Source organism: Coprococcus eutactus, assembly GCF_001404675.1.
GTDB lineage: Bacteria > Bacillota > Clostridia > Lachnospirales > Lachnospiraceae > Coprococcus > Coprococcus aceti.
This window is the reverse complement of sequence record NZ_CYXU01000002.1, coordinates 238,643-263,903: the sequence shown is the minus strand read 5'-3', so window position 1 is coordinate 263,903 and position 25,261 is coordinate 238,643. Positions and strand designations below refer to the sequence as shown.

Annotated in this window: 21 protein-coding genes; 7 read left to right on the top strand and 14 right to left on the bottom strand. The window is 42.8% G+C overall.

The annotated features are described in order from the left end of the window. The first annotated feature begins 66 nt into the window (after positions 1–66). The 3 genes from ARA78_RS05535 to ARA78_RS05525 are packed head-to-tail and all read left to right on the top strand — an operon-like array spanning position 67 to position 3,251. A complete protein-coding gene (locus ARA78_RS05535; RefSeq protein ID WP_055280141.1) occupies positions 67–1,824 on the top strand; it encodes a hypothetical protein in 1,758 nt (585 codons plus the stop codon). A gap of 36 nt (positions 1,825–1,860) precedes the next feature. Next, positions 1,861–2,619 (top strand): ATP-binding cassette domain-containing protein, encoded by a 759-nt coding sequence (locus ARA78_RS05530; RefSeq protein ID WP_022217041.1) that lies wholly within the window; start codon positions 1,861–1,863, stop codon positions 2,617–2,619. Between the two features lie 47 nt (positions 2,620–2,666). Further along, a complete protein-coding gene (locus tag ARA78_RS05525) occupies positions 2,667–3,251 on the top strand; it encodes a hypothetical protein (RefSeq protein ID WP_156329392.1) in 585 nt (194 codons plus the stop codon). A gap of 19 nt (positions 3,252–3,270) precedes the next feature. Here ARA78_RS05525 and ARA78_RS05520 read toward each other — a convergent pair whose 3' ends face one another. The 3 genes from ARA78_RS05520 to ARA78_RS05510 all read right to left on the bottom strand — a co-directional run bounded on the left by ARA78_RS05520 (position 3,271) and on the right by ARA78_RS05510 (position 6,244). Then, positions 3,271–4,524, bottom strand: a complete 1,254-nt coding sequence (locus ARA78_RS05520; RefSeq protein ID WP_055280139.1) for a sensor histidine kinase — start codon at positions 4,522–4,524, stop codon at positions 3,271–3,273. An 86-nt stretch (positions 4,525–4,610) separates the two neighbouring features. After that, a complete protein-coding gene (locus ARA78_RS05515; RefSeq protein WP_055272124.1) occupies positions 4,611–5,288 on the bottom strand; it encodes a response regulator transcription factor in 678 nt (225 codons plus the stop codon). Between the two features lie 332 nt (positions 5,289–5,620). Beyond that, positions 5,621–6,244 (bottom strand): DUF4342 domain-containing protein, encoded by a 624-nt coding sequence (locus ARA78_RS05510; protein WP_015534557.1) that lies wholly within the window; start codon positions 6,242–6,244, stop codon positions 5,621–5,623. A 213-nt stretch (positions 6,245–6,457) separates the two neighbouring features. On the opposite strand from ARA78_RS05510, the gene ARA78_RS13510 reads away from it, so the two are divergent. Then, positions 6,458–7,108 (top strand): LexA family protein, encoded by a 651-nt coding sequence (locus tag ARA78_RS13510; protein WP_082419706.1) that lies wholly within the window; start codon positions 6,458–6,460, stop codon positions 7,106–7,108. An 18-nt stretch (positions 7,109–7,126) separates the two neighbouring features. Beyond that, entirely contained in the window at positions 7,127–8,029 is a 903-nt protein-coding gene (locus tag ARA78_RS05500) for a Bro-N domain-containing protein (protein WP_082419705.1), read from the top strand. 89 nt (positions 8,030–8,118) lie between these two features. On the opposite strand, the gene ARA78_RS05495 is transcribed toward ARA78_RS05500, so the two are convergent. The 11 genes from ARA78_RS05495 to ARA78_RS05445 form a co-directional block, all read right to left on the bottom strand. After that, on the bottom strand, positions 8,119–9,468 hold the full coding sequence (locus tag ARA78_RS05495) for an MATE family efflux transporter (protein ID WP_055272122.1): 1,350 nt from the start codon (positions 9,466–9,468) through the stop codon (positions 8,119–8,121). A gap of 293 nt (positions 9,469–9,761) precedes the next feature. Then, on the bottom strand, positions 9,762–10,919 hold the full coding sequence (locus ARA78_RS05490; RefSeq protein ID WP_055272120.1) for an FprA family A-type flavoprotein: 1,158 nt from the start codon (positions 10,917–10,919) through the stop codon (positions 9,762–9,764). A 283-nt stretch (positions 10,920–11,202) separates the two neighbouring features. Further along, positions 11,203–13,272, bottom strand: a complete 2,070-nt coding sequence (locus ARA78_RS05485; RefSeq protein ID WP_055280137.1) for a diguanylate cyclase — start codon at positions 13,270–13,272, stop codon at positions 11,203–11,205. A gap of 195 nt (positions 13,273–13,467) precedes the next feature. Next, complete coding sequence (locus tag ARA78_RS05480) at positions 13,468–14,595, bottom strand: glycoside hydrolase family 53 protein (RefSeq protein ID WP_055272521.1); 1,128 nt, start codon at positions 14,593–14,595, stop codon at positions 13,468–13,470. A 141-nt stretch (positions 14,596–14,736) separates the two neighbouring features. Next, entirely contained in the window at positions 14,737–14,949 is a 213-nt protein-coding gene (locus tag ARA78_RS05475) for a hypothetical protein (RefSeq protein ID WP_015534553.1), read from the bottom strand. Beyond that, entirely contained in the window at positions 14,922–16,763 is a 1,842-nt protein-coding gene (locus ARA78_RS05470) for a hypothetical protein (RefSeq protein ID WP_055272116.1), read from the bottom strand. Before ARA78_RS05470 ends, ARA78_RS05475 begins: the two co-directional genes overlap by 28 nt. 251 nt (positions 16,764–17,014) lie before the next feature. Further along, positions 17,015–17,857, bottom strand: coding sequence for a sugar ABC transporter permease (locus tag ARA78_RS05465; RefSeq protein WP_022217052.1), 843 nt, complete (start codon positions 17,855–17,857; stop codon positions 17,015–17,017). Further along, positions 17,857–19,293: a carbohydrate ABC transporter permease gene (locus ARA78_RS05460; RefSeq protein ID WP_055272114.1), complete on the bottom strand. Its 1,437-nt coding sequence runs from the start codon at positions 19,291–19,293 to the stop codon at positions 17,857–17,859. The genes ARA78_RS05465 and ARA78_RS05460 overlap by 1 nt, the downstream gene beginning before the upstream one ends. A 104-nt stretch (positions 19,294–19,397) precedes the next feature. After that, complete coding sequence (locus tag ARA78_RS05455) at positions 19,398–20,705, bottom strand: extracellular solute-binding protein (protein ID WP_055272112.1); 1,308 nt, start codon at positions 20,703–20,705, stop codon at positions 19,398–19,400. Positions 20,706–21,216: 511 nt separating this feature from the next. Continuing rightward, entirely contained in the window at positions 21,217–22,227 is a 1,011-nt protein-coding gene (locus tag ARA78_RS05450) for a LacI family DNA-binding transcriptional regulator (protein WP_022217055.1), read from the bottom strand. 187 nt (positions 22,228–22,414) lie between these two features. Beyond that, on the bottom strand, positions 22,415–22,999 hold the full coding sequence (locus ARA78_RS05445; RefSeq protein ID WP_022217056.1) for a transcriptional regulator: 585 nt from the start codon (positions 22,997–22,999) through the stop codon (positions 22,415–22,417). Positions 23,000–23,117: 118 nt separating this feature from the next. Between ARA78_RS05445 and ARA78_RS05440 the strand changes: the two genes are divergently transcribed. Both ARA78_RS05440 and ARA78_RS05435 read left to right on the top strand, forming a co-directional pair. Then, complete coding sequence (locus tag ARA78_RS05440) at positions 23,118–23,945, top strand: hypothetical protein (protein ID WP_022215969.1); 828 nt, start codon at positions 23,118–23,120, stop codon at positions 23,943–23,945. A gap of 529 nt (positions 23,946–24,474) precedes the next feature. Beyond that, positions 24,475–25,254, top strand: a complete 780-nt coding sequence (locus tag ARA78_RS05435; RefSeq protein ID WP_022215970.1) for a YlmH/Sll1252 family protein — start codon at positions 24,475–24,477, stop codon at positions 25,252–25,254. Positions 25,255–25,261 lie beyond the last annotated feature (7 nt).

The window sequence follows — 25,261 nt, the reverse complement described above, 5'->3', positions numbered from 1 at the left end:
CTTGAGTAAATCTTAGTACAACTAAGTTTTTCTAATTATAATTTATTATTGATAGGAGGTAAAGCAATGCTTAAACAGAATTACATACTATTCAGGAAAACTCCACAATGCTTTTGGCCTTCCATCGTTGCTATCATATTTTGTATTTTATACTCAGTATACAAATTCATTGAAGACAGTCTGCTTAGAGAATTTAACTACATTGATATAGTTGAACATACAGATATGATGCTTGGAAATTCCATATATTATTATATTCTGTTTTTGTACTTGTCCTTTGAATACACATCTATCGTAAAAAAAACCAATGTGGTAGAGAGCATAAGCACATACACTATGTCATCAATTAAAAGAGAATCACAGCAACTGCTTATTCTCTCTATCATAAATGTCTTATTATGTATGTGCATGTTAGTTCTATGTATATGCCTTTGTATACTGTCAGGTTCTTCCTCTGCAGACTTTTATATATATACAATTAAGGCTATTTTCACACATGTATTTATGGTTAACACTTGTGCGGTTATGACTGGGCTCATCATATCGTATATCAACAATACTATCCTTGCCTATCTTGCATTATTTGGGTTCACTATAGTTGCCATATTGCAATCGGGTAAGTTCACCTTTCCTGCGGAAGATAAAATCGGCAGTATACAGGAAATATCCAATATATTCTGTGCTTCTCTTACTTATATTCCAGATGAAGCAGCTTTAATTCCTGTAAATATACATTTTCTGTCCAAACCTTTGTATATAGTATTTGGCGTGATCTCCGTATATTTGATCACAAATTTCTTCAGATACAAGAAGTTATCTTTGATTTTTGCCACCATATTTTCAGTGTTATGCTCGTTTTCCTTTATTTATATCTGCAACATCCCATATAATGGTAGTAACCCTGGATACGCAGACGATTCCTCGGATTTATTTGCAAATGAACAGGAATTACTTACTCCAACAAAGGAAATAGATTTTTATGTTACAGAGTATAACATACATTTTGACATAAGGAAGAATTTGATCGCAGATATGTATATGCAGCTATCAGACACCAGTCTCCCTGAATACCATTTTATACTCTGTAAAGATTACAATATCGACTATATAGCAGATGATAAGGATAATGCTATCCGCTATAGCAGAAATGGGAATAAGCTATGCATATACAACGAAGCCGGCAATCTCTCATCCATATACATAAAGTATACAGGAAAATCCTACAATATTTGCTACACAGGGGAAAATGGTGCATATCTTCCTGGGAACTTCCCGTATTACCCAATTGCTGGAAATGGAGACTTATTTCAAAACGGATATTGCCAGCTTCCTAAGGATCTGAGCAGGTTCACAGTATCCATATACTCTGATTTTACTACGTATAGCAATCTCAGCTTGTCCGGTGACACGTTCAGTGGTTTCAGTGATCAGCTAAGCATTGTTTCCGGCATATTTTGGAGAGAACAGATTATTGATAATGTGCGATACATTTTCCCATATATTGGCGCGGACACCGATCCGAGTCGAAACCACTACATAACAAGCCAGATAAAAAAATATATAAACTATACACCTGAAGAAAAGGCAACTGATTATTCCCTTATCGGGAAAACAATCCTGATACAACCAATACACAGAAATGCATATATGTACGGTTCTGACATGGTGATGTTTGATGCTGCAGGTAATTTGGATATTTACTACACCAATTATATACAGACAGGTAATTGGTACAATATTGATTCAATTCTCACCGATGAGGAACTTCAAAAGATTCAGGAAGATGTATACGACGAACTTGGCATCACTGAAACAACAGAATAAAGTAACTTGTATCCGTTCAGATAAAGGGGGATTATTATGCTGGAAATAAAAAATATGACAACTACTTTGGGAGGGAACACAATTCTTCACAATTTAAACTGTAATTTTGAATCAGGAGTACACGGACTACTCGGTCCTAATGGTGCCGGCAAAACCACATTCATGAGATCCCTTATTGGGTTATATCCATCAGCTACCGGAAGCATTCTCCTGAACGGAGCAAATATACATTCTGTTGATATCGGGTATCTGCCTCAGAAATTTGGTCTTTTTCCCGGAATGACCGTAAGAGAATGTATGCGTTATATTGCATTTTCCAAGGGTATTTCATCATGTAGTCTTGATGAAGACATCGAATCAGTTATAGAAAGTGTCAATTTATCAAGTTATATTGACAAAAAGGCTCATACTCTGTCTGGCGGAATGGTGAGACGTGTTGGAATCGCCCAGGCTTTTCTTGGCAATCCCCCTATAATAATATGCGATGAACCGACAGCAGGTCTTGATCCTGAGGAAAGACTCAGATTCAGGGATCTTATAAAACAAACCAATTGTGATGACAAGATAATTATTATATCCACACACATCGTAGACGATGCGGAGTTTTTGTGTGATTATATAGAAATTATCGATCAAGGCTATATAATTGCAAAAGACACTACAGACGGAATCAAAACAGCCATGACCAGGCTTTTGGCTTCCCCTTCTATTGATACCTCAGAGCCTGCATCAGCTGATCCCACTTTGGAAGATGGATACATGTATATTCTTAAGTCTTACAGGAACGGAGTGTAACTATGGTGCAAAGAATACATAACTCACTATTTATATTGCGTAAGGGAATGATACTCTGTGTAATTATAGCTGTTTTAGCTGCTATTACGGGCTTTATGATGATGAAACCCCTTGATCTGCAGGATAAAGAAAACGCACTGCAGCAGTGTTACTGCATAGCATATCCTGTGTGCGTTATGCTGCTATATACAATAACCTTTATGCCGTTTGTATATAGCCCAAGCCGGGAACTTTTTTACATAGCCCACAGAATAAAATGGGTAGAAACAATTATTCCATTTTTATACCTGTCTTTATTAATGTGTGCCATAACATCGTTGTTGTTCTTCAGGACAATTCTCTACCCAGAAAGATTTATAGCCAAAAATCTTATTATAATATATTGCTTCTGCGGTTTATATTACGGCACAGTATATACAGCGAAGAACATCACCATAGCCATCATTTTATCATTTACACTGATCATCCTGTCTCTTAGCGGAGGAAATCTCTTTAATGCTATCATACCATGGTATATTGATGTTCACTCAGTTAAGACTCTCGCCTCTTTTATGAAAGAATACATAATTTTAGGAAGTGCAGGCTGTATTCTGGGATTGTTCAGCAACCACAGATACTCAGATTACCAATAAATATATGCAACCTCTCTTTTTAAGCAATTTTAGGAAACCTCACAACAAATCTTGATCCTATATCCGCTCTGGATATTACCTGTATGGTACCTCCGTGGGCATCAACTATCCATTTAGCGATGGACAAGCCAAGACCTGAGCCTCCGGTCTCATTATTCCGGGCCTCATCCGAGCGGTAAAATCTGTCAAATATATGAGCCAGATCGCCCGGATTCATTCCGGTTCCCTCGTCCTCTATCATATAACTGACATAACCGGGCTCCTCTTTTACACCGAGTATTATGGCCGTGCCGGGTTCAGAATACTTCGCCGCGTTCTGGACAAATATCCTGACGGACTGCATGATCATCGCCACATCGCCGAGCACACACGCCTCATTCTCAGTACCACGGAACTCATATCTGTGGCTCTCGTCTATCATCATGGACTCCTCCCACACTTCACTTACCATGCGGTTGAGATCGGTTTTCTCCATGTTCAGGTGCTGCCTTCCACTGTCGCCCCTTGCAAGGAATAACAACTGTTCCACAAGCTCCTTCATGTGCTGGGATTCATTTTTCAGCGCCTCTATGGACTCTTCCAGAACCTGTTCGTCCTCCTTACCCCATCGGTCGAGCATATTCACATATCCCTGGATCACCGCAATAGGCGTCCTGAGCTCGTGGGAAGCATCCGACACGAATCTCATCTGACGTTTCTCATTTTCCTTCATATTTCTGAGCAGATTGTTGAGCGCGATCTCTATGCTCTGGAGATCCTTGTCTCCGGTGTGTATAACCTGCTCGTCATCATCCGCAGACAGGTGTGATATGGCTTTCTCCAGATCGTCTATCTTATTGTGATCCATCGGCTCTTTGCTGAGCTTTTCCGCCGTAACTGCCAGATCGTTCAACGGCTTTAATCTCCTTCTGACATCCGCTGTCCTGAACAACGCAGCAAACAACACTATAGTCTCCATCCCCAGCAATATAATGCCCGGAAGCTCTATGATATCCCAAAGGATCTTAACGTCATATCTGTACTTCTTCTCATCTGACCCTTCTATTATATATTCATACGCTCCGCCATCTTCATTTTTCTCAACGTAATATCTCATTCCGCCCACGCCCTGTGGAAGCTGCTTTCTTCCCCACACGGCAAATGCGCTTACAATAAGAAAGGCAATGACGATATCTATAAGTATCACATTGCCCAGTTCTTTTAGCCAGAAGCTCATATTTATCCTTCTGGCTATCGATGACATTCTTTTGTTTTCGTTAGTTTTCTTTCCCATGTATTTTCTCTCTATCTGTGCGTATCCGTGCCATGCGTTGCTGGCTTGTCACATATCTATCTGCTCTATCCTGGCATCCAAAATGGTCATTCTCTGATAACATATCCGACACCTCTGACGGTGGTGATCAGCTTAACTCCAAATCTGTCATCTATCTTTGTTCTCAGATACCTCACATACACATCTATGATGTTTGTCTCTCCAAGGTAATCGTATCCGCACACTGCACTGAGCAATTTCTCCCTGTCCATCACGATGTCCTTGTTTTCCATGAGCGTCCTGAGCAGCTCAAATTCCCTGTTTGTCAGCTCAACTATCTCGCCGCACACTGTGACCTCATGTCTGTCGGTGTCCATGCACACTCCACGGATCTCTATCCTGTGTGTGTGAACCTCCGCAACTCCGCGTCTCTTCAACGCAACCCTTATCCTGGCAAGCAGCTCCTCTATGGCAAATGGCTTGGTGAGATAATCGTCTGCACCGGCATCAAGACCAGATACCTTGTCCATGACCGCATCTCTCGCGGTCAGCATGATGACCGGCACATCACTCTCCTTGCGGATTCTTCGAAGCACCTCCAGACCGTTGAGTCCCGGAAGCATCACATCCAGCACCACGAGGTCGAAGCCACCGGACAGAGCTTTGTCCAACCCTGTTCTTCCATCAAATACCTTCTCCGCCTCGTATCCCTCATGCAGCAGCTCCAGCTCCACAAATCTTGCAATTTTCTCTTCATCCTCCACAATGAGAATCTTCTGTGCCATATCTTTTTCCTTTCTTTTATGACGGACGCTGATATAGTTTGGTTTTGAAGTAAGCCTGTGAAATATGCCTCGGCAAGAAGCACCAAAGCTCAGTCGCCACGGCTACCCATTGCAGAGGTATATTTCACAGACATTACATTCTCAAAGCCAAACTATATCAGCTGGTAATTAACAGAATATCGGCAAAAGATATTCCTGTTTTCATCTTTTTTATGTCTGTTTTTACTTTTAATATTTTTCTTTTTCAGTTTATACCAACTTGATATATATGTTGTTTTTATTACATATAGCTTTTTATTCTGTGTTGATATTGTTTTTATATATCTTTCTGATTACTTGTTGTTGACGTCGGACTTAAGGTTGTCAACTGAGTCTGCCATTTTGTCACATGCGCTATTAAGGTTTACGTTGATGTCGCCGATTCCTTCAAAATGGTACCTGCACTCACAGAAGAGACCTACCACAAGAAGTGGAAGCACTACCCAGAATGCAAGTATAAGTGCGATCACAAGCACCAGCACCGGAACGTTTATCATGGTCTGGCCTCTGCGTTCTACTATGAATGTGCTATCCACACTCTTCTTTAACACCTTGCCGCACCATTTGAAAAATTTGTCCATCATCTGTCCAAACGTCACTTTATTGCAGTCATTTGTATATGTCTGCTGTGCCTGCTCGAACTCTGTTGATGTCTTCTGTTCCTCGCCTGTGGTAAAGCTCTCCACCTCAGGGGCTTTCACCTTATCAAGCTTCTCAAGATAAATGATCGCATCCAGCAGATCGTAATCGCATGCCTCAAGCGCATTCTTTGCATCCTCGTAACTTACGCCTGTTTTTTCTCTTAACTTTTCTACCTTTTCCAGTTTATCCATGATCTTTGCACCCTTTCTCATTATCTTAGTTTCATCGTCTTCCGATGATCTGTCATCTTTCTTATCGTTTGCTGCTGATATCATCAACTGATGTTATTACTATACCAACCGATGATTAATCTAAAATATGAGAAAGATTAAAATCAGGTTAATTTTATAATGAATAGAAGGATATGTCAAAGTTTGTTCCCCTTTTTATCTCGCTGCTGTTTTTTACTATAAGTTAACTTATATTTATTTTATATTGTATTAAATTAGCTTTAAGTGTATAATTTGTTCAAAAGGAGGTTGATTACTATGTCCGATATAGAATTTGAAAGAAGAATGAATGACCAATTTGCAAAGAATCTTTTCTTTTTTCTTAATAAATATCAATATACTCAAGCTGCCTTTGCTAAGCAGATGAATGTCAGCACTGCAACTGTGTCAAATTGGTGTAACGGACTAAAGTCTCCCCGAATGGACAAAATTGACCACATGTGCGCTATTTTCAATTGCTCTAGGTCTGATCTTCTGGAAGAAAAAGATATCATAAGAAGCCAAAAGAAATCAGAGGCATATGCAATTCCTGTATTTGATTATATATCATGTGACAAAACATTTTGTTCAACCGAAAAGATTATTGATACAGAAGAAATACCCGAAAGTCTTGCTAAAACTGGCAAATTCTACGCTCTTAGAATAAAGGGGGATAGCATGGAACCCAAGATCAGCAGCGGCGACGTTGTAATTGTCCGACAACAGGATGATGCAGACACAGGGGACACTGTTATTGCTACAATAGCTGGTGAAGACGCCGTGTGCAAACGCCTGAGAAAATATAAAGAAGGACTGGAACTGATTTCCACCAACCCCAGCTATGCACCGCTCTATTTTGACGATGAAACCATAAAAAATAAACCTGTCAAGATCATTGGTAAGGTAGTGGAGTTAAGGGCAAAATTTTAATGGATTGGAGTGATTATTATGCTTTTTTATGTATATGATGAGAATACTTCCTCGACTGTTCCTGTTGAGGTATCAGATATACCAGAGTTAAGCGAACAGGAACTTGAATTTATATATGATGATAAAGTCAGAAAAGTATGGCACTCACAGGAGGAGGAATGGTATTTTTCCATAATTGATGTAATTGACGTTTTGACCGATAGTTCCGACCCAAAACAATATGTAAAAAAGTTACGATCCCGCGACCCAGAATTATCAGCTAACTGGGGTACAATTTGTACCCCTATTCAAATGATAGCCGCTGATGGTAAAATGCGTAAAATCCAAGCAACCAACACACATGGGCTATTGAGAATTATCCAGTCCATTCCGTCAAAAAAGGCTGAGCCATTCAAGCAATGGCTGGCAATGGTAGGCAAACAACGTCTGGACGAGGAAGTTGATCCTCAGATTGCTATAGATCGTGCTATAGAATCATACCGCAACAAAGGATATTCTGAAGAATGGATAGCCCAGCGTATGCGTGGGATAGAGATTCGCAAAGATATGACCAATGAGTGGAGACGTGCCGGCATTACCGATTCCAGACAGTATGCTTCTCTTACAAACATACTTACTGCCGCATGGTCAGGAAAGACAGTGAAAGAATATAAAAAGTTTAAGGGACTGAAAAAAGAAAATCTCAGAGACAATATGACTAACACAGAGCTTGTCCTGAATGCTCTTGCAGAGATATCAACAACAGAGATATCAAAGGCAACTAATCCTCAAGGTATAACCGAGGCCACAGATGCTACCATCCAAGGTGGCAATATTGCCAGAAATGCACGTGAATCCCTTGAAAAGCAGATAGGGCGCAGCATACTATCCCCATTAAACTCCAACACTCCCAAGCTGCTTGATGACAGCAAGGAAAAGTAATATAACCCGAATATGTCACAACTATAAAATGCGTATGAATCCTCAGACAACAGTCTCGGTTATTCATACGCATTTTTATCTTTTCCATATCACACCGTTCCCGCAGCAATCTTCGCCGTGGACTTCTTCACGCAGTAGAGACATGTCGGCAATATGTAGATGGTCGCGGTGACCCATGCCGTCTGATCAGCAAAGCAGATGGCTGTGAATCCAAATGTTCCGACAAATCCCAGGCTCACTATGATCCTGGCCGCCATCTCTGTAACACCTGAGAATATAGCCCGACCGGAATATCCAAGTCCCTGTGTCACCATACGCGCCACGTTCAGTATACCGAGACTCCAGTAGAAGAATCCCATACATCTGAGGTATTTCGCAGAGGCATCAAGTACGTCGACTGCGCTCTTCTTTACAAATATCATTGAGAGCGGTCTGCCAAAGAATATCATGATAAGTCCTGCTATCAATCCATATCCCACTGCGACTGCTATCGCCTGCCTCAAGCCCTGTTTTATACGTTTCGCCTGTCCGGCCCCAAGATTCTGGCTGCAGAATACAGAAGCCGCAGTTGCAAATGCGTCAAATGGACACATAGTAAACTGCTTTATCCTCATACCGGCTGTAAAGCCTGATACGTACACGCTGCCCAGCTTGTTATTTGCGGACTGCATGACCATACTTCCTATGGCTGTTATAGAGAACTGCAGGCCTGTCGGAATTCCCATGACGAGAAGTTCCTTCACTGCAGAGCCCTCTATCTCCCTGTCCTCCGCCTCAAGATGCATGATCTGAACCTTCTTGAAGATATATACAAGACACAATATTCCACTCACCGCCTGTGCCGTGATGGTTGCTATAGCCGCACCGGCGCAGTCCCATTTGAGGACAACTATACAGAACAGGTCAAGGAATATGTTGAGTATTGCCGAGAACGCCAGAAACACGAACGGCGTTCTGCTGTCTCCCAGAGACCTGAGCACACTTGACAGATAGTTGTACATGAGTGTGAACGGAATTCCTAGGAATATAACTATAAGATAAGCATATGCCTTGTCATATATATCCTGCGGAACCGAAAGCAGATGAAGTATCTGATTACAGCACACCGAACATACAATCGTGACTATCAACGCTATGATGCCCGTCAGCACCGCGCCGTTAAATATATACTTTCTCATCTTGTGCAGATTATTTGCACCAAAAAACTTTGCAACAGGAACACCAAATCCTGTGCAACAGCCCATACAGAATCCCAGAACCAGAAACTGTATACTGCTGCTTGCTCCAACTCCAGCCAGAGCCTTATCTCCCAGTATCTGCCCCACAATAGCCGCATCTATTATATTGTACGTCTGCTGGAGCAGATTGCCGAGCAAGAGCGGGGTGGCAAACTGCAGCATCAGACTGAGGGGCTTACCGGAAACCATGGACTTAGCCATGTCTTACACCTTCCTTATATTATTGATATGACGGTGAGTTGCCAATTTTTCTTTGAACACAGAGTTGGTATACATATCATTCGCTGGGTTGCTTCCGCTTATTTCGCCCTGCAGCGGTACTAAGGTGCCGCCTCACAGCGTCACCTAAGGACCGGCGGGCTCAAATTCCCTGCTCACGATATGTATAGCAACTCTGTGTAACAACTTTATTGTGACAACTCACCTGTTAGATGAATAATAACTACGTATGTAAGTCGGTTTCAGACTTACTTTATGTTTATTATCCTTATCTCTTATAACAGTTTTCCAGCCAAAGCTTCGAGTGCTGCCACATCCGACTGCTTGAACGCGGACTTTATGGTCACGTGCTCGTCCACGATCTCTATATCCTTCATCGCTGACATCTGTTCCTTCATGAGCTTGGCTGCCATTGGAGCCCACGAACCATTCTCAATGAATGCCACTTTTCTCTTCTGGTACGCCTTCATCTTCAGGTGGTTGATGAAATCCGCCATGACAGGCATCACACCGCCATCATATGTTGGGGCTGCCAGAACCAGTCTGTCGTATCTGAATGCATCCTCTATACACTCTGCCATATCATCCCTTGAGAGGTCTGATATCGCAACCTTTGGCGCACCCTTTGCCTCAAGTATCTCCGCCAGTTTCTTTGCAGCCTTCTCTGTGTTGCCATGTAGACTGCAGTATGCGATGAAGATTCCCTCATCCTCAGGTGTGTAGGTTGACCACAGCTGATATTTGCCTATGTAATATTCAAGATTCTCTGTGAGGATTGGTCCGTGGAGTGCACATATCTTCTGGATATCCAGTCCTGCTGCCTTCTTCAGAAGTGCCTGTGCAGGCATTCCATACTTTCCTACTATATTGAAGTAATATCTTCTCGCCTCGCATGCCCAGTCCTCGTCGGTATCCAGAGTGCCGAACTTGCCAAATGCATCCGCTGAGAAAAGTATCTTCTCACTCTGTTCATATGTGACCATAACCTCAGGCCAGTGGACCATAGGAGCCATGAAGAACTGGAGCGTATGGCTTCCAAGTGAGAGTGTCTGTCCCTCCGCAACTGTCACGCTTCTGTCAGCCACAGGAACCTCGAAGAAATTTGGAAGCATTCCGAAAAGCTTGGCATTCGACACGATCTTGATATCCGGATACTTTGCAAGCACATCACCAAGATTGGCGGAATGATCCGGCTCAAGATGGGATATGATGAGATAATCCGGCTTTCTGTCGCCAAGCACCTCTGCCACATTTGCAAACCACTGGTCTGCACACTTTGCATCCACCATGTCCATGATAGCTATCTTCTCGTCCATGATGACATATGAGTTGTACGCTATTCCGTTTGGCACGATGTACTGATTCTCGAACAGGTCTATGTCCTTGTCATCCACACCCACATAAAATACTGTGTCTGTTACATTCTTAAACATTGTATATCCTCCTTTTGATCCTAAGTATCTAATATAAATAATCCACGTTGTGTCCACATGATATAATGAGCATTGCGACGGATGCGCTTGCGCAAGACGTCATAATGCGAATGTCCTCATTGAGCCGACAGTCGATATGATATAATGAGCGCAAGTGAGCCAACACGCTTGCATGATTGGCGAACGGCGAATTGGATCATGACAGTTAATTATAACATACCAAATGAAAATAGAGAATCAGCACATAAAACCTGATTCTCCATTTTTTGATAATTTTTTATTATTATCTGCTTACCCTTCTCTGTATCTTCTCCTGATACATGCTGTGATCCGCCTCCCTCACATACTCCTCAAGGGTTTTATCACCATCCGGGTCTGTTATAACATAACCTATACTAAACTCCAAGGCAAATGGAAGCTTCTCCTGTGTAGCTATCTCCCTGGCTTTCTCAAGGATCGCCGTCTTTCTTTCCTCAGGAGATTCCGTCTCATCATATATAGATATGGATACAAATTCATCTCCGCCGTATCGAACCGGAATACTGCTTATTCCGCCTCCACCTGCTATGGCTCTTGCGGCACTCCTTATAGCTTTGTCTCCGTACTCGTGACCATAAGTGTCATTTATATATTTGAGCTTGTCCATATCGGCAAACATTATGAGAAGTGCCCTGCCCTGACCCGCAGCCTTGTCAAATGCCTTTGCGGCGATCTGTCTCATACCTTCCCTGTTATATATCTGGGTAAGTGGATCCTTTATGGATATCGCCGTAAGCTCCTGATTGATCTGCTCTAGCCTCCATTTGTTGAACAGGTTTATCATGGCTACATTCACTTCGCTCATTACAGTTGACCAAAGCTGCTTATCCATGAGGTAATATCCATTTTCGACACAGCAGAACCCAACTGCCTTTTCTCCGAAATGAAATGGCGCAAATAAAAATATATTGCCGCCTGTCTCATCATCCAAAAGAGGAAACATACTATGGTATGTATCGTCACCGTCATCAGCTATGCCCTGCCTGTACACGATCTGCATTCTCTGAGGATAGCCTTTCACAGCAAATACATCCTCATCGTATGCTGCTGAGAGAGTCGGGCCAGCTTCCCCCATCTCCACAAGGGATCTGTCGACAACCATAACGCATTTCTTACACTCTGCCTGTGAATATGCCGTCTGTACACATGGATAAAGGCCACTGTAATCACCACATTTGCTGAGCAAATGCGTGAAGTCAAGTGTGCTCTCATCTATCTCCTCGCGTTCCACAACTCCCATTATATAATTCTTCAGGTACTGTCTGCCGTTCAGCATAGCATCCGTGCCACAGCCACAACTCTCCGTAAATATACAATTATAATCTATATAGGAGCTGGTATCCGGATTGTTTCCCGCCCATATATTCAACATGATCTCTGCAGCCGCAGCTCCGATCTTCTCACGGATCCTGCTCACCGTTGTTATGCGCGGCGTATAGTACGCTGCTTTATCAAAGTTGTCGAATCCTGTAACCTTAAAATCCTTTGGCACTGAAAGTCCAAGTGCTTCAGCTCTGTTGCACACACCCACAGCCAGGTTGTCATTTGCACAGATTATTGCATCTGGAAGGATCTTCTTCACTATCTCCCGTTCTTCCAGCCTTCTATCATCCATCTCATCATTATTCGAAGCCTCGGCATTCGGAGCAGAATCCGCAAAACTGCCACTGGTTATCTCACCGTACACCTCCGCAGGGCCGCCGTAATCAGGTCCATCCTTCTCGTGTTTTATACACGTATGTCCATGTGCTCTGAGCAGCTCCTCAAAGCCCGTCACACCGTCATTGAAACCAAAATCTCCAAACAGGACATCCTCATCATCCACAGTCAGGCCATATTCATCCATACAGTCCCTGAATGCCCGGCATCTCTCCTGAGCCTCATAGTTGTCCTTCGGTCCGGCAAGATACCACACCTTCTTCGCACCGTGTTTCTCTATCATATGCCGAGTCATGTCATACATGGCATCATAATTGTCTATACCCACAAAATGCAGACCGTCAAAAGCAGTCTCGAGGCTTATAGCCGGAACTCCGCTCTTCCTTATCCTGTCCAGCAGTTCCGCCGTGACTTCCGGATATTTGATATTGTTGACAGATATTATGATCCCATCAAAGTCTGTCAGCTCCGGCAGATTATATATATTGTATTCTCCATAGCTGTAACCGTCGTCCCTGTTCCAATTGCCATTGCTGTTGAATATGTACAAATTCACATCAGCCCTGGCCTCCTTTATCTTCTGCATAAATCCCAGCGGCCAGGCGTAGGTGAAATACCTCTTCCAGCCATCCATGAACAATGCTACTTTTTTCATACCTTACCTCCTGATCAATCAGAACAACCCGTCCTGTCCCCCATCTGTAAATTTGCCAAATATATTAAAAGGGCGCATCTGTATATATTATACACAGACCCGCCCAACCAAAACATATCCAAATGTATCAAAAATATGTACTTTACTATCAGAAACCACGGGGACGGAGGGGACAGACACCTCCGTCCCCATAATTCACTTAAGTGGATAGTCGCTGTGCAGCGGCTTGTAATCACGTATAGTCTTAAGTGCCGGCAGAGCATGTCCGTCATAATCAAAAAGTGCCTGATTTGCCCATTCATTTCCGCATGGTCCAGACTCCTCTATATATGACAGAGCACCTTCCGTAGCCCAGCCGCTTCCCGGTACTGGTATCCAGCCTGCCTCCCAATAATAAAAGCCATCACCACCAGGAACATCATCTATCAGTTTCATTATGTCGTTCATAAATTCCGCCTGTCCCTCAGGTGTCATAGAGTAGTCAAGATTCTCCACCAGTGAAGGTTTTGTGGCATAGCCCTTTCTATCGTCAGGCCCCAGTTTCTCATAGTCAGCATAGTCCTCCATGGTAAATCCCATGGAAACCTCAGCAATAACTATCTTTTTGCCATATCTATCCGCCATATCCCGCATATTTGCCTCCAGCTCCTTCATGGTTCCATGCCAGAACGGATAATACGACATTCCAATTATATCAAAATTTTCTCCTCTTTCCATGTAGTTATCAAACCAGTCCACATACATAGGATTGTTGCCGCCATTGTCGAGATGTATCATGACCGGAATATCAGAGTCAACCGATCTGACCGCCCTTATTCCTGCGCTCACAAACTTCGCGATATTGTCATACTCCGGCTTCTGTCCCAGCGGCCACATCAGTCCGTTTGTAAGCTCGTTTCCAACCTGAACAAGCTGAGGTAAAACGCCCGCATCTTTCATCTCTAAAAGAGTCTCCCTTGTGTAGTCGTACACAGCCTGCTCAAGCTGATCCGCATCCATGCCTCTCCACGCCTTCGGCACCCTCTGCTTGCCCGGGTCAGCCCAGAAATCACTGTAGTGATAATCAAGTAGAATGCTCATTCCATGATCCATAGCGCGCTTCGAGAGTTTCTTGTATACCTCAAGGTCATTTGTGCCCGCACCATAAGGTACGCCGTCCTCCGTGTACGGATCATTCCACAGACGAAGTCTCACAGAATTCACACCATAGTTCTTAAGTATGTCAAATATATCTCCCTGCACACCATTGTCATAATATTTCGCACCCAACTCTTCAACCTCGGCAACAGCGGAGAGATCCACGCCCTTTATATAATCTGCCATATTTTTGTCTCCTTCACCTGCATTTATTTTACTGCCTGTTATAACCAAGAACAGCCGCCGAAGAAAAATGTTCTGCATACTCCTGATGTACCAGTTCATCTTCATCTGTCGGCGGCCTTCTATCAAGATGACATCTGTCACCTAGTCGTCAAATGTAATCCTGTCATACATTCTTCCATATTTTATTCTGATGAGCTCGTTCTTTGCCAGAACGTCCTCCTCTGGTCCAACATACTGGCAACGGATACAGTAGTATTCCTTCTTGTCCTTATCATAGAACATATCTATATCCAGATCTCTCATAAAACACATTGGACATCTGTAATTTAATTTGCCTTTTCCAGACTGAGCCATGTTGAAAATACCTCCTTATCCTTAAGTGTCTTTGTATAACCAAGAGTGAACATTGGCGAGAACGCATATCCCTCTTTGAAATATCCTGTTGCATCGCTGCCAGATGCTCCCATGGCAGCCTTTGTCTCGATCGCAGGTATAACTGCTGACACCTCATCGGCGCTTGCGAGATCCTCTTCTCTGCACTTGTACTCATATGTGAGTGACTTGCTCTCTGAAGCATTCTTTGCTGTGAGAGTGATTCCTGTCATGTCCTCTGGGTACTCTGTTGTACCGTAGCATGCCACCATGTACTCATTGATCTCAACCTCTGCATCAGGGTTGCTCATCTCGAGGATAGTTCTCTCATGTCTTATCTTGGATGAACCCTCCTCAAAATATATCTTTGTCTGAAGTTTAACTGTCAGATCGTAGAACTCGATGTCAACCGGGTCAAGTGTAAGGATTCTTGTGCTTCCCTCCTGCGAGAATGTTGCCTTTGTTCTGCACAGACAGAGGTCGACCTCCTCACCCTTGTAGCTGATCTTGGCACTTCTTACAGTACCCTCTCCAGCATAGTGTGTGAAATATCCTGCTCTGTACTTCTCCTGGATCAGGAATGGATATGAAGCATCCTGAACATGTGGAGTTCCGATACCTACAGGCCAGTTGAGCTTTGCAGCGTATGGTCTGAGGTCAACGATCGCACCGCCCTGATCCATGTTGATCTGGGCTCTCATGTATGGATCGCAGTACCAGAATATCTGCTTGTCTGATCCGTACAGTATATCCTTCCAAAGAGCACACTCAGGCTCCTCGTATGTCTTGTTCTCTCTGTAGAAGTCAGCAAATTCAGCCATTGTCATGTCAATACATTTGCCTTCCTTCTTCAGGTCGCCATAATACTTCATTCCATCCTCGTAGCTCTTCTTGAGCAGCTCGTATGGAGCCTCCCAGCGTCCCATCTTATTCAGCCAGCCCGGTCCAACGAACATCATGTTGTATGAATATCCATTGTTGAACTTAGCCAGATGACGATACTGGTCGATAAGGTTGTACAGATATGGGTACTCCCATGTCTTGCTGTCATAGATCATTCCACGGAGAACGTTCTGTGGATGTGTACCAAAGTTAGAACCATTTCCATCGTAACATGCCAGCAGATCTCTTGAAAGATGAGGGATAGCGACGATTCCGCTGTCCTCAGCCTCATTTGCTGCAGGTGCATGTGTGTTCTGCTTTGAAGGTATCCATGGATTCCATGGGCCGCCATCAAACAGTGTGTACCATGAGTTGTTACATGTGTGGTAAGCCTTAGGGCCCTCCTCCCAGCATGTTGCAACTGCACACTTGACTGATGGGTACTTCTCCTTGATGTAGTTTGTGAGCTCGGCGTCCATGTAGTATGAACCAGTTGATTCAGGGTAGAAGCCAAATATATCATGGAACTTTCCAAATACGTCATCAACGATATTCTTCTTGTCATCCATTGAGAACATCCAGATACAGAAGTCCTTGGTCTTGTACTTCTCTCTGAACTCTGTGCAAGGAAGTCCGAGAAGTGAGAGCGCTATCTCATCTCCGTACTTCTCGTGGTGCTCCTTTGCCAGTGACACAGCCTCCTCATTGAAAAGACTGGCATATGTCATCTGAATAGTAGTCTTGAGTCCGTTCTTGTGAGCTGTCTCCTGCTGGAACTTGAATATGTCCAGTGACTCTGTGAGGAGAGCTTTTCTTCCGATATCCTCTGCCTGACCATGGCCTGTAACCTTCTCGGCATACTCAGGAACCATCTCAGGACGATGGATAATGTTTACAATAAATGTATTCTCCATATCTTAAATCTCCTATTTCGTATATGTTGTAACCTTTTGATCTAAAGATAATTGTCCCCAAATAAGCGACAATATCCTCATTTTTCATCCTGTCTGCCCTATTTTAGGGCTAATTATAGCAGGCATCCACACCACCATCCATATGTGGTCCATCCGGTACGCAGACACCTGCCCAAAATAAATTTTCTCATTTCTCTCAGACCGCCGCCTGTAAATTCTGCCGGTCTCAGCCACAGCGGCGTCCGTCCGCCTTAACCCTTTACAGAACCGCCAGTTACACCCTCTACATAGTACTTCTGCATGATGACGAACAGTATTGAGATAGGGATAGCTACCACGATACCGCCGGCACAGAATACTGAGAAGTATTTGTTGACAAGTGATTTTTCAAGCATATTGTAAAGACCTATAGCTACTGTCCAGTCCTTCGAAACTCCTGAGTTGAGCATAAGCTTTGCGAATACAAAATCGCCCCAAGGTATAAGGAAAGAACTGATTACCTGATACACTACTATTGGCTTACACAGAGGAAGAATTACCTTCGTAAATATCTTTGCCTCCGAAGCGCCCTCAAGTCTGGCAGCCTCCTTAAGTGACATTGGTATTGTGTCCATGAATCCCTTCATGATGAGGAATCCAAGTCCCGATCCCGCTGAGTAAACTATGATCATACCGAAATGGCTGTTTGTAAGTCCCAGCATCTTCAGGATAAAGTAAATTGCTATCATGAGAAGTGGGCCAGGGAACATATTGAGTATCAGCGACGCACTCATGATCTGTTTTCTGCCGTTGAATCTCATACAACTCATCGCATAGCTGACCATAATTACAAATATAGTAGAGATGATACATGTAAATACTGCAATGATAAGTGTATTCTTGAACCATGACACATACTGCACAACCGAATCAGGTCTTGTGAGCAGCTGAACAAAGTTGTCCATAGACCAGCTAGTTGGGAAGAAATGCGCTGTGTTGATTCCCTTATATCCGCTGAATGAGGTGACAACCAGCCAGATGATCGGAACCAGCCAGATAACCGCGAGGACAAGTAATACGATATGTTTAACGATTGAACCTATTGTTTTCTTCATTACTGGTACTCCTCCTCTTTATCTCCTGAGATCATTCTTGAGAATGATATAAGTGTAAATGCTGCACATATGATAAATACTATGATACCGATAACAGATGCCATCTTGTAGTCGTAGTATTCATTTGTAAGTCTGAACAACCATGTAACAAGAAGGTCAACTTCCTTTGCATGCGAATTGGCAAGCGCCTGATTCTGTGTGACGAATACATCCTGTGTGAGCAGGTAGATTACGTTGAAGTTGTTGATATTCTTTACAAAGTCTGTTATAAGTGCCGGGCCCTGAATGAACAGGATATATGGCATTGTGATCTTCCAGAACACCTGGAAATTTGTTGCTCCATCAATCTTTGCACTCTCGATCTGATCTGTAGGTATATTCATCAGAACACCTGTTGCGATCAGCATCTGGTATGGAACACCGACCCAGATATTGATGAGAATGATCATTACCTTTGCCCAGTGAGGATCGGTCAGGAACGGTATATATGTAAGATGTTCACCGACAAGTCCTACATGCTTAAGCATGTCTGTGATACCAATATTTGAGCAGATAGTGTTCACAATACCGGAATCAGCGAAGAAGTTTCTAACCAAAAGCAGTGTTACGAACTGCGGAACTGCTATTGATATGATGAAAAGTGTTCTCCACATCTTTGGCAGCTTGGTTGTCTTGGAATTGATCGCCTTGGCAAGAAGGATACCGCCTATGAATGTGGTAAATGTTGCCATGACCGCCCATACAAGTGTCCAGCCAAGAACCTTTCTGAATGAATATCCAAATGTGACTGTCATGCTGTTTGAAAACAGGCTTGCGAAGTTCTTGAAGCCCACCCATGTAAACAGTGAGTTTGGTGGAAGGTGCTGCTGGTCATAATTGGTAAATGCCACCGCTATAAGAATAAGTATCGGCAGAATATTCATTATGACTACACCAATTGTCGGAAGTGTGAGAAGTGTTATGTGGAACTTCTCGTTGAAGAGTGACTTCATATCTTCCTTGAATGTATTTATATGTTCTCCATTTTCCTTCATCTGCTGAAGCTTGTACACTGTCTTGATATTGTGAATGTAGAAAAGCACGAATATAAGAATGATGAACAACGCAACCACCGAATTGAGAAGGATCTGGAAAGAATTGTCGTAATTATTAGTGGTTGTCTGCATGGTGAGTGGATCAAATACCTGCTCAAACTTTACAGTTCCAAGAGTTCCAAATTTGGCAAGGTTTGGTGCCGCATAGCCTACGCACATCAACACAAACGCAGCCTCAACGATGAGCATGATCAAACCATTGACGATCTGCTTTCTTGCGAAGTAACCTGCACCCATGATAACCGCTGAGAGCTTAACCCATATATCACCTTTTGCAAAAGCAACACCAAAATTCTTGAAGTATCTTCCTATGGCTTTAAAGAATCCTGATATTTTCTTCATGAAAAAGCTCCTCTCTTTTTAAAATGCCCCATATGCCACGAATGACATATGAGGCATTCTCATTATAACTTATAAATATTATTCAAAGTACTTCTTATTTAAAATTACTCCTGTGATACAGGTGCCTCAATTCCTTCTACAGCGTTGTCGAGAAGCTTCTGAAGATCTGTTCCGTCTGGATTGCCCTGGGCAAGGATTGAACCAAGTGTCTCAGCTGGTGTCCAGTAGTTGCCGCCTACACGCTGTGGTGTTGCATATGCTGCCTGAGCTGCAAGAGCTGATATAGCTGGATCAGCCTTAACTTCTTCTGACTCTGAAGCGTTGATGTTTGAAGGACCAAGGCCTCTCTGCTTAAATCTTGTAACCTGTGTATCCTCTGATGTAAGATACTCAGCAAGAAGCATTGACCAGCCTACGTTCTTTGAATGTGGGTTTACACCTACAAGCTTGCATCCTGAGAATGAAGCCATCTGAACCTGCTTGCCTGCAACTGTGTATGTAGGAAGCTTAGCTGCAGCATAGTTCTCGCCCCATGCTGCCTGAGCGTCTGCCGCTCTCCATGTTCCGTTAACTGCTGCACAGATCGTACCCTCAGCGATTGCTGTTGCCTGTGTAGGATCATCCATATCTACAAATGCGCCAGTCTTAAAGAGATCAAGAATTGCCTGAGCTACGTCTGTACCGCCTGCCTGATTCCAAGTACATGTATTTGTAAGTCCGTCATCGTTAAGTGTAAGGTCAAGACCTGCACCCTGGAAGAATGAGTATACATACCAGGCATCTGATACGTTCATAGCAATCTTCTTATTTGCCTTCTTTGCTGCCTCGATCATAGCATCCAGTGACTGAACATCATCCTCTGTGAATACTGATGAATCATAGAACATGAAGTATCCGTTATCTGCTGTCATTGGATATGCATATAATGTTCCATCAACAGAAGCTGCCTCAACAGAAGCTGCTACATTCTCGTTTGCAACATCAAAAGTATATGTAGCCTGTACCGGCTGAAGTGCACCAGCCTTAACCAGCTCATTGATCTGGTCATCAGCAAATGCGAATACATCAGGAGCAGCCTCAACGTCTACCAGGATATCATCCTTTGCCTTTGACTCTGACTCGGCTCCGAGTGTGATGTTGAAGTCAACATCTGAATACTTTTTCTTGAATTCTTCAATAACCTGTGTTGTGAGATCCTGATCTTCCTCAGAAGCCCATACCGAAAGATCTACAGTTCCTGTTGTTGCATCAATTAAGTTCTGAATTGCATCATCTGATGCTTCAGCCTGTGCTGTGCTATCGCCGGCAGCTGCTGTTGTTCCTTCGTCCTTTGAATCTGCGTTGCCACATCCCGCAAGGCATCCTGCCATCATCGCAGCAACAAGTGTTAATGATAAAACTTTCTTTCTCATTCTTATGTCCTCCTCTTTAAATAAATAATAAGAAAATTAGTTGCCCTTATTGTTTCCCGTGCGCAATCGGTTGTTCTTTATGGTTATATATTATCAGTTCTGTTTATTGTTGTCAACTACTAATTCATATAACTTTTAAAATAAAAAAATATACATTTTGCACAAGCCGCTTCATTCGGAAACGTTTCCATGTTCGTTATATTTTGCGCACCCGTTTGCGTTGCACACTATATATGGTAATATTTGTTAATCATCCGCAATCCCATATGTGAGATTTTCATGTTTCATTTCCTTTTCTAGCCATTATTACACTCATTTAGGCCGTTTTTTCATTACTTTCCTCTTTGTTACACCATAGAATATTGCTATAACAGCAATATTCTATGGTGTATTTTCATGCCCGTCGCGCATCATTTTTTGCGCATATTGCGCATATTCTGGCCCTTTTCACATAAAAACAGGGCGTCAGCCAAACACTGACGCCCCTCTAGGAAGGATATATAACTATGAATTACTTCGTTGACTCTTTTAATCTGAGTTCATAACCCAGATGTGTCTTCTTCTTAACTTCGTTGCCCTCTATAAAATCCACCAGCAGTTTACATGCCACCATTCCAAGCTCACGCGGATCAAACTGGAGCGATGTGATCGCAGGCTGGTAATTGTTCAGAAGTGAGCTGTTGTAGAATGACGCAACTCTCACATCAGTTGGCACCTTTATGCCCTTCTTATCCAGTATATTAAGTACATTCTGGCATATTCCATCATCCATACACAGTATGCATTCTGCTTTCTGCTTCATTATCTCTTCAATGGCATGTTCACATAATACGGAATTATCTATATCAAAGTATACCAGGCTGTTATCTACCGGTACCTCCATATCCTCCATCGCATCAAGATATCCTCTATACCTGTTGAGGGTTACCACATGATTCTTATTGCCACCCATGAGGGCTACCTTAGTCATTCCTTTGGCAAGCAGTATAGATGTAAGCTCACGGCATGCACTTCTGTGATCATGATCAACCTGGACAACATTGTCATCATCCATACTTCCAACCACAACAAATGGTATCTTTTTTTCCTTGAGATATTCTGCCGGGGCATCATTCACAAGAGTTCTTCCAAGTACAACCCCATCCACCTTATGATTCTCAACAATTCTCTCCAACTGGCTCATATCATCCGGTGACACTGTACACACAAGCACATCATAATCCACTGGCGCAGCCATCTCCAGCAATCCCATCAGGCACTTCTGAAAGAACGGCAGATCCACCACGCTGTAGTCGCTCGGCATGACCCATCCTATATTATAGGATTTTGACTGTGCCAGCCCCTTCGCTATAACGCTTGGCTTATAATTATGCTCCTCTATATACTCGAGAACTCTCCGCCTTGTCTCGGCACCGATCCTTCCCTTTCCGGAAATCGCTCTCGATACTGTAGTCTTAGATATATTTAACGCCTCAGCCACATCAGAAATGGTCATCTTCTGGCCTGACTCTTTTGTCTCCATGTTCAAGTCTCCTTTTGTTCAGCACATATCACCGCATTTGCGCAACACTCCATGCGCAATCGGTTGCCCTTGATATTATCATAGCTTTTTTTGTGCACAAGTCAAGATTTTTTTGATTTTTACCATGTCAAGTTGGATATTTTGTCAAAAAGGACAAAGATATTTTTTTTATTTGTGCAATTATATCTTACTTTGATGCCCACAGATCCCTGAGAGCCTGCTGCAAATAAGAGAAATCCACAGATGGCACATCCGGATTCAGTCTGCCCTCTTTCCTGCACACATCATATAATCTTATTCCAAGAGATGCCACATCCCGTCTGTCCTCCGCAGGCAGACTTGCATACAGCATGTCAAATTCAACCAGAGCTTTAAGGTCACCTGACCAACCCGATGCAAGCCAGGCTATATCAGCCGTCTTGTCATCTCCAAGTGCTTTAACGCTCTCAACCAGTTGACTATATTTGCTGTTGACAGTTCCATTCTTCATACCCTGCCAGTGAAAAAGTGCAGTCTCAGACACACCGAGAACACTAGCTATAGCCGGAATGTGCCGCGCTGTCGGAAGCCTCTCCTCATTCTCCCACTTGTAATATATCCCTTCTGTTATCTTATGATTCTCCGGCAGGAGCTCATTTATCTCCGCAACCATATACTTTACCGTATACTTCGAAGATCTGCTGTTTTTGCGGATATCCCGCATATTGAAGCCTATCGTATCTACCATTTCTGTAGAATCCGACGCCCCCTTTTTTGTTCTCCTTCTATTCATCTCTCTCCTCCATTGTATACATTTATACATATTGTACAATTTTGTATCCATAAATATCCTACCACTTATCGCGTTAAAGTGCTACATTTTTATCCATACAAAAACAAAGGAGATCATTATGACAGACTTAAACAATGCCGAAACACAAACCGATGCCCCCTGTTCCGCCATCAATTATTGTAACCTCAACGGATACGAACTCACCGCAGAAGAGAAGATAATCTTTCTTAGTTCCTATGTATCCCGCATTGACAACGAGACAGTGTATCAGCCCGCAACCAGGGAATTTGTCCAGAATTTCAATGTAGATGCCGCCATCAGCATAATAAACAATTATGCCACAGCAGACTCATTTTTCAGAAGAATGACAGGTTCATTTCCGTATATCAAAAACTCGCAGCGTTTTTCATCCCCGGATATATATTTTCTTCTATTGGAGTTAAAACTGTACATCAACGAGAGACGGCGCGTAATAGCAAAAAATAATTCAGCGGACACGCTCTCTATCATTGAACAATACAAAAACCGTTACTCGTTCAACCAGTCAGCCACCCAGAAAATGGAAGCCCTGCACAGCATAAAAGGTTTCGCACATCCATCTTTCTTTGTGCCGGAAACCGTACTGTACATAAACGAAAACTCTATCCTGTACGTACACTCAGCTTTGCGCTATATCGATATGCTTCTCGAATACATGCAGCGGAATGACAATTCTATAGATTATGAAATTTATTCTTTTTTTCAGAACTTCAAATCCATGTTATTCAACAACGAGCACGACACAACGCCAACATATATAATCGAACAGTCAAGAGATTATATCTATAGCATTCTCGGAAATAGCAAAAGAAAATCTAAGATGACTGACATATGCAAATACGCAGCCTTCGTGGAAAGTCTCACAGAACTCGGTAACGCCATAAGCGCATCCAATATGAAACTCTAAATCCCCCCTGTTTTTCAGAACATAAAAACAGCCCGTCGCTTATGCGACAGGCTGTTAAGAAGGGGGGAGTGGAGGATTCCTATGTTTTGGGGTTTGGGGTTATGGGGTTACATTACATCGTATAAAGGGATTTCTACGAATTTCGTGCTAAGGGAACCCTCCGTCTATCAAAATATAAGTGATTGTCTTTTTTATAACCAGAAGGCTTGTTGATCACAACTCATCTCCTTGTTATGCCCATATACTATCAAAACACTTTGAAATTGTAAATACGCAAAAATTTATAAAACGAAGGTTTTTTTTTGTGGTAATTTATCAACAGTTGCGCATTTCAATAGTTTTTAGAAGATTTTTGAATGCAAAATGATTGTTTTTTTCACGTTTGAACGGTTTATTGTTCATTATGATCACTTTTCGCAACAATAAATTTCAGATTATCGTGCAAAGCTGTCAAATTCGTTTGACTGTTGGCGAAGATCAGAGTGTTGTAATATAATAGTAAGAAGTCAATGATATCGGAGGACATACTATGAATGAAAACGATATTCTAAAGGGGCGGTTAAAGGATCTGGCAAATGCCGCCTTCCGCCAGAACAGATATACATATACTAATTTTCTGAGTGCTGCAGACATGGAAGTATTTTACAGCAATCTTGAACAGTTGTCATTTGCAGGATATACCATCTTTGGAGGCAGGGAATCCTGCGACCGCGTTATGATCGCCTTTGGAAATGAAGCCGACTGCGGCTACGCACCGGCTTTTCCCATCTGCACCATGAAGGTTTCCGCTGTTTCGGACAAATTCTCAGACGATCTGAACCACAGGGATTTCCTTGGGGCACTTATGAATCTTGGCATTGAGAGGGAGATGGTGGGCGATATACTGGTCACCGAATCCACTCATTCTGGCAAGCACAACAATGCCTATATATTCTGTGTGGACACTGTTGCCGATTATATCGCAGAAAATCTGACAAAGATAAGGCACACAAATGTAAAATGTACTTTTTGCAGCACCCAGGATACTGATGAGATACAGATAAAAAAGGAACCTCTGCACATAATCGCGGCATCTGCAAGAGCGGACGCAGTGACCGCCACAATAACAGGCCTTTCAAGAAGCAGCACATCCCTGTTGTTCAGGGAAAAGAAATTTTCACTAAACAACAGGTTGTACGAAAACAGCAGCTACCAGTTAAAACCGGGCGACGTATTTTCAATACGTGGATATGGCAAATATGAATTTGTCGAGACAGGCAGCGCAACCCGGAAGGGCAGACTGAACATAGAATTACTCAGATATATTTGATCTTCTA

What these genes read in the sequence shown, in the direction of transcription:
- ARA78_RS05535 (WP_055280141.1), top strand. Translation starts at nt 67, where the DNA reads ATGCTTAAACAGAATTACATACTATTCAGGAAAACTCCACAATGCTTT.
- ARA78_RS05530 (WP_022217041.1), top strand. Translation starts at nt 1,861, where the DNA reads ATGCTGGAAATAAAAAATATGACAACTACTTTGGGAGGGAACACAATT.
- ARA78_RS05525 (WP_156329392.1), top strand. Translation starts at nt 2,667, where the DNA reads ATGATACTCTGTGTAATTATAGCTGTTTTAGCTGCTATTACGGGCTTT.
- ARA78_RS05520 (WP_055280139.1), bottom strand. Translation starts at nt 4,524, where the DNA reads ATGGGAAAGAAAACTAACGAAAACAAAAGAATGTCATCGATAGCCAGA.
- ARA78_RS05515 (WP_055272124.1), bottom strand. Translation starts at nt 5,288, where the DNA reads ATGGCACAGAAGATTCTCATTGTGGAGGATGAAGAGAAAATTGCAAGA.
- ARA78_RS05510 (WP_015534557.1), bottom strand. Translation starts at nt 6,244, where the DNA reads ATGATATCAGCAGCAAACGATAAGAAAGATGACAGATCATCGGAAGAC.
- ARA78_RS13510 (WP_082419706.1), top strand. Translation starts at nt 6,458, where the DNA reads ATGTCCGATATAGAATTTGAAAGAAGAATGAATGACCAATTTGCAAAG.
- ARA78_RS05500 (WP_082419705.1), top strand. Translation starts at nt 7,127, where the DNA reads ATGCTTTTTTATGTATATGATGAGAATACTTCCTCGACTGTTCCTGTT.
- ARA78_RS05495 (WP_055272122.1), bottom strand. Translation starts at nt 9,468, where the DNA reads ATGGCTAAGTCCATGGTTTCCGGTAAGCCCCTCAGTCTGATGCTGCAG.
- ARA78_RS05490 (WP_055272120.1), bottom strand. Translation starts at nt 10,919, where the DNA reads ATGTTTAAGAATGTAACAGACACAGTATTTTATGTGGGTGTGGATGAC.
- ARA78_RS05485 (WP_055280137.1), bottom strand. Translation starts at nt 13,272, where the DNA reads ATGAAAAAAGTAGCATTGTTCATGGATGGCTGGAAGAGGTATTTCACC.
- ARA78_RS05480 (WP_055272521.1), bottom strand. Translation starts at nt 14,595, where the DNA reads ATGGCAGATTATATAAAGGGCGTGGATCTCTCCGCTGTTGCCGAGGTT.
- ARA78_RS05475 (WP_015534553.1), bottom strand. Translation starts at nt 14,949, where the DNA reads ATGGCTCAGTCTGGAAAAGGCAAATTAAATTACAGATGTCCAATGTGT.
- ARA78_RS05470 (WP_055272116.1), bottom strand. Translation starts at nt 16,763, where the DNA reads ATGGAGAATACATTTATTGTAAACATTATCCATCGTCCTGAGATGGTT.
- ARA78_RS05465 (WP_022217052.1), bottom strand. Translation starts at nt 17,857, where the DNA reads ATGAAGAAAACAATAGGTTCAATCGTTAAACATATCGTATTACTTGTC.
- ARA78_RS05460 (WP_055272114.1), bottom strand. Translation starts at nt 19,293, where the DNA reads ATGAAGAAAATATCAGGATTCTTTAAAGCCATAGGAAGATACTTCAAG.
- ARA78_RS05455 (WP_055272112.1), bottom strand. Translation starts at nt 20,705, where the DNA reads ATGAGAAAGAAAGTTTTATCATTAACACTTGTTGCTGCGATGATGGCA.
- ARA78_RS05450 (WP_022217055.1), bottom strand. Translation starts at nt 22,227, where the DNA reads ATGGAGACAAAAGAGTCAGGCCAGAAGATGACCATTTCTGATGTGGCT.
- ARA78_RS05445 (WP_022217056.1), bottom strand. Translation starts at nt 22,999, where the DNA reads ATGAATAGAAGGAGAACAAAAAAGGGGGCGTCGGATTCTACAGAAATG.
- ARA78_RS05440 (WP_022215969.1), top strand. Translation starts at nt 23,118, where the DNA reads ATGACAGACTTAAACAATGCCGAAACACAAACCGATGCCCCCTGTTCC.
- ARA78_RS05435 (WP_022215970.1), top strand. Translation starts at nt 24,475, where the DNA reads ATGAATGAAAACGATATTCTAAAGGGGCGGTTAAAGGATCTGGCAAAT.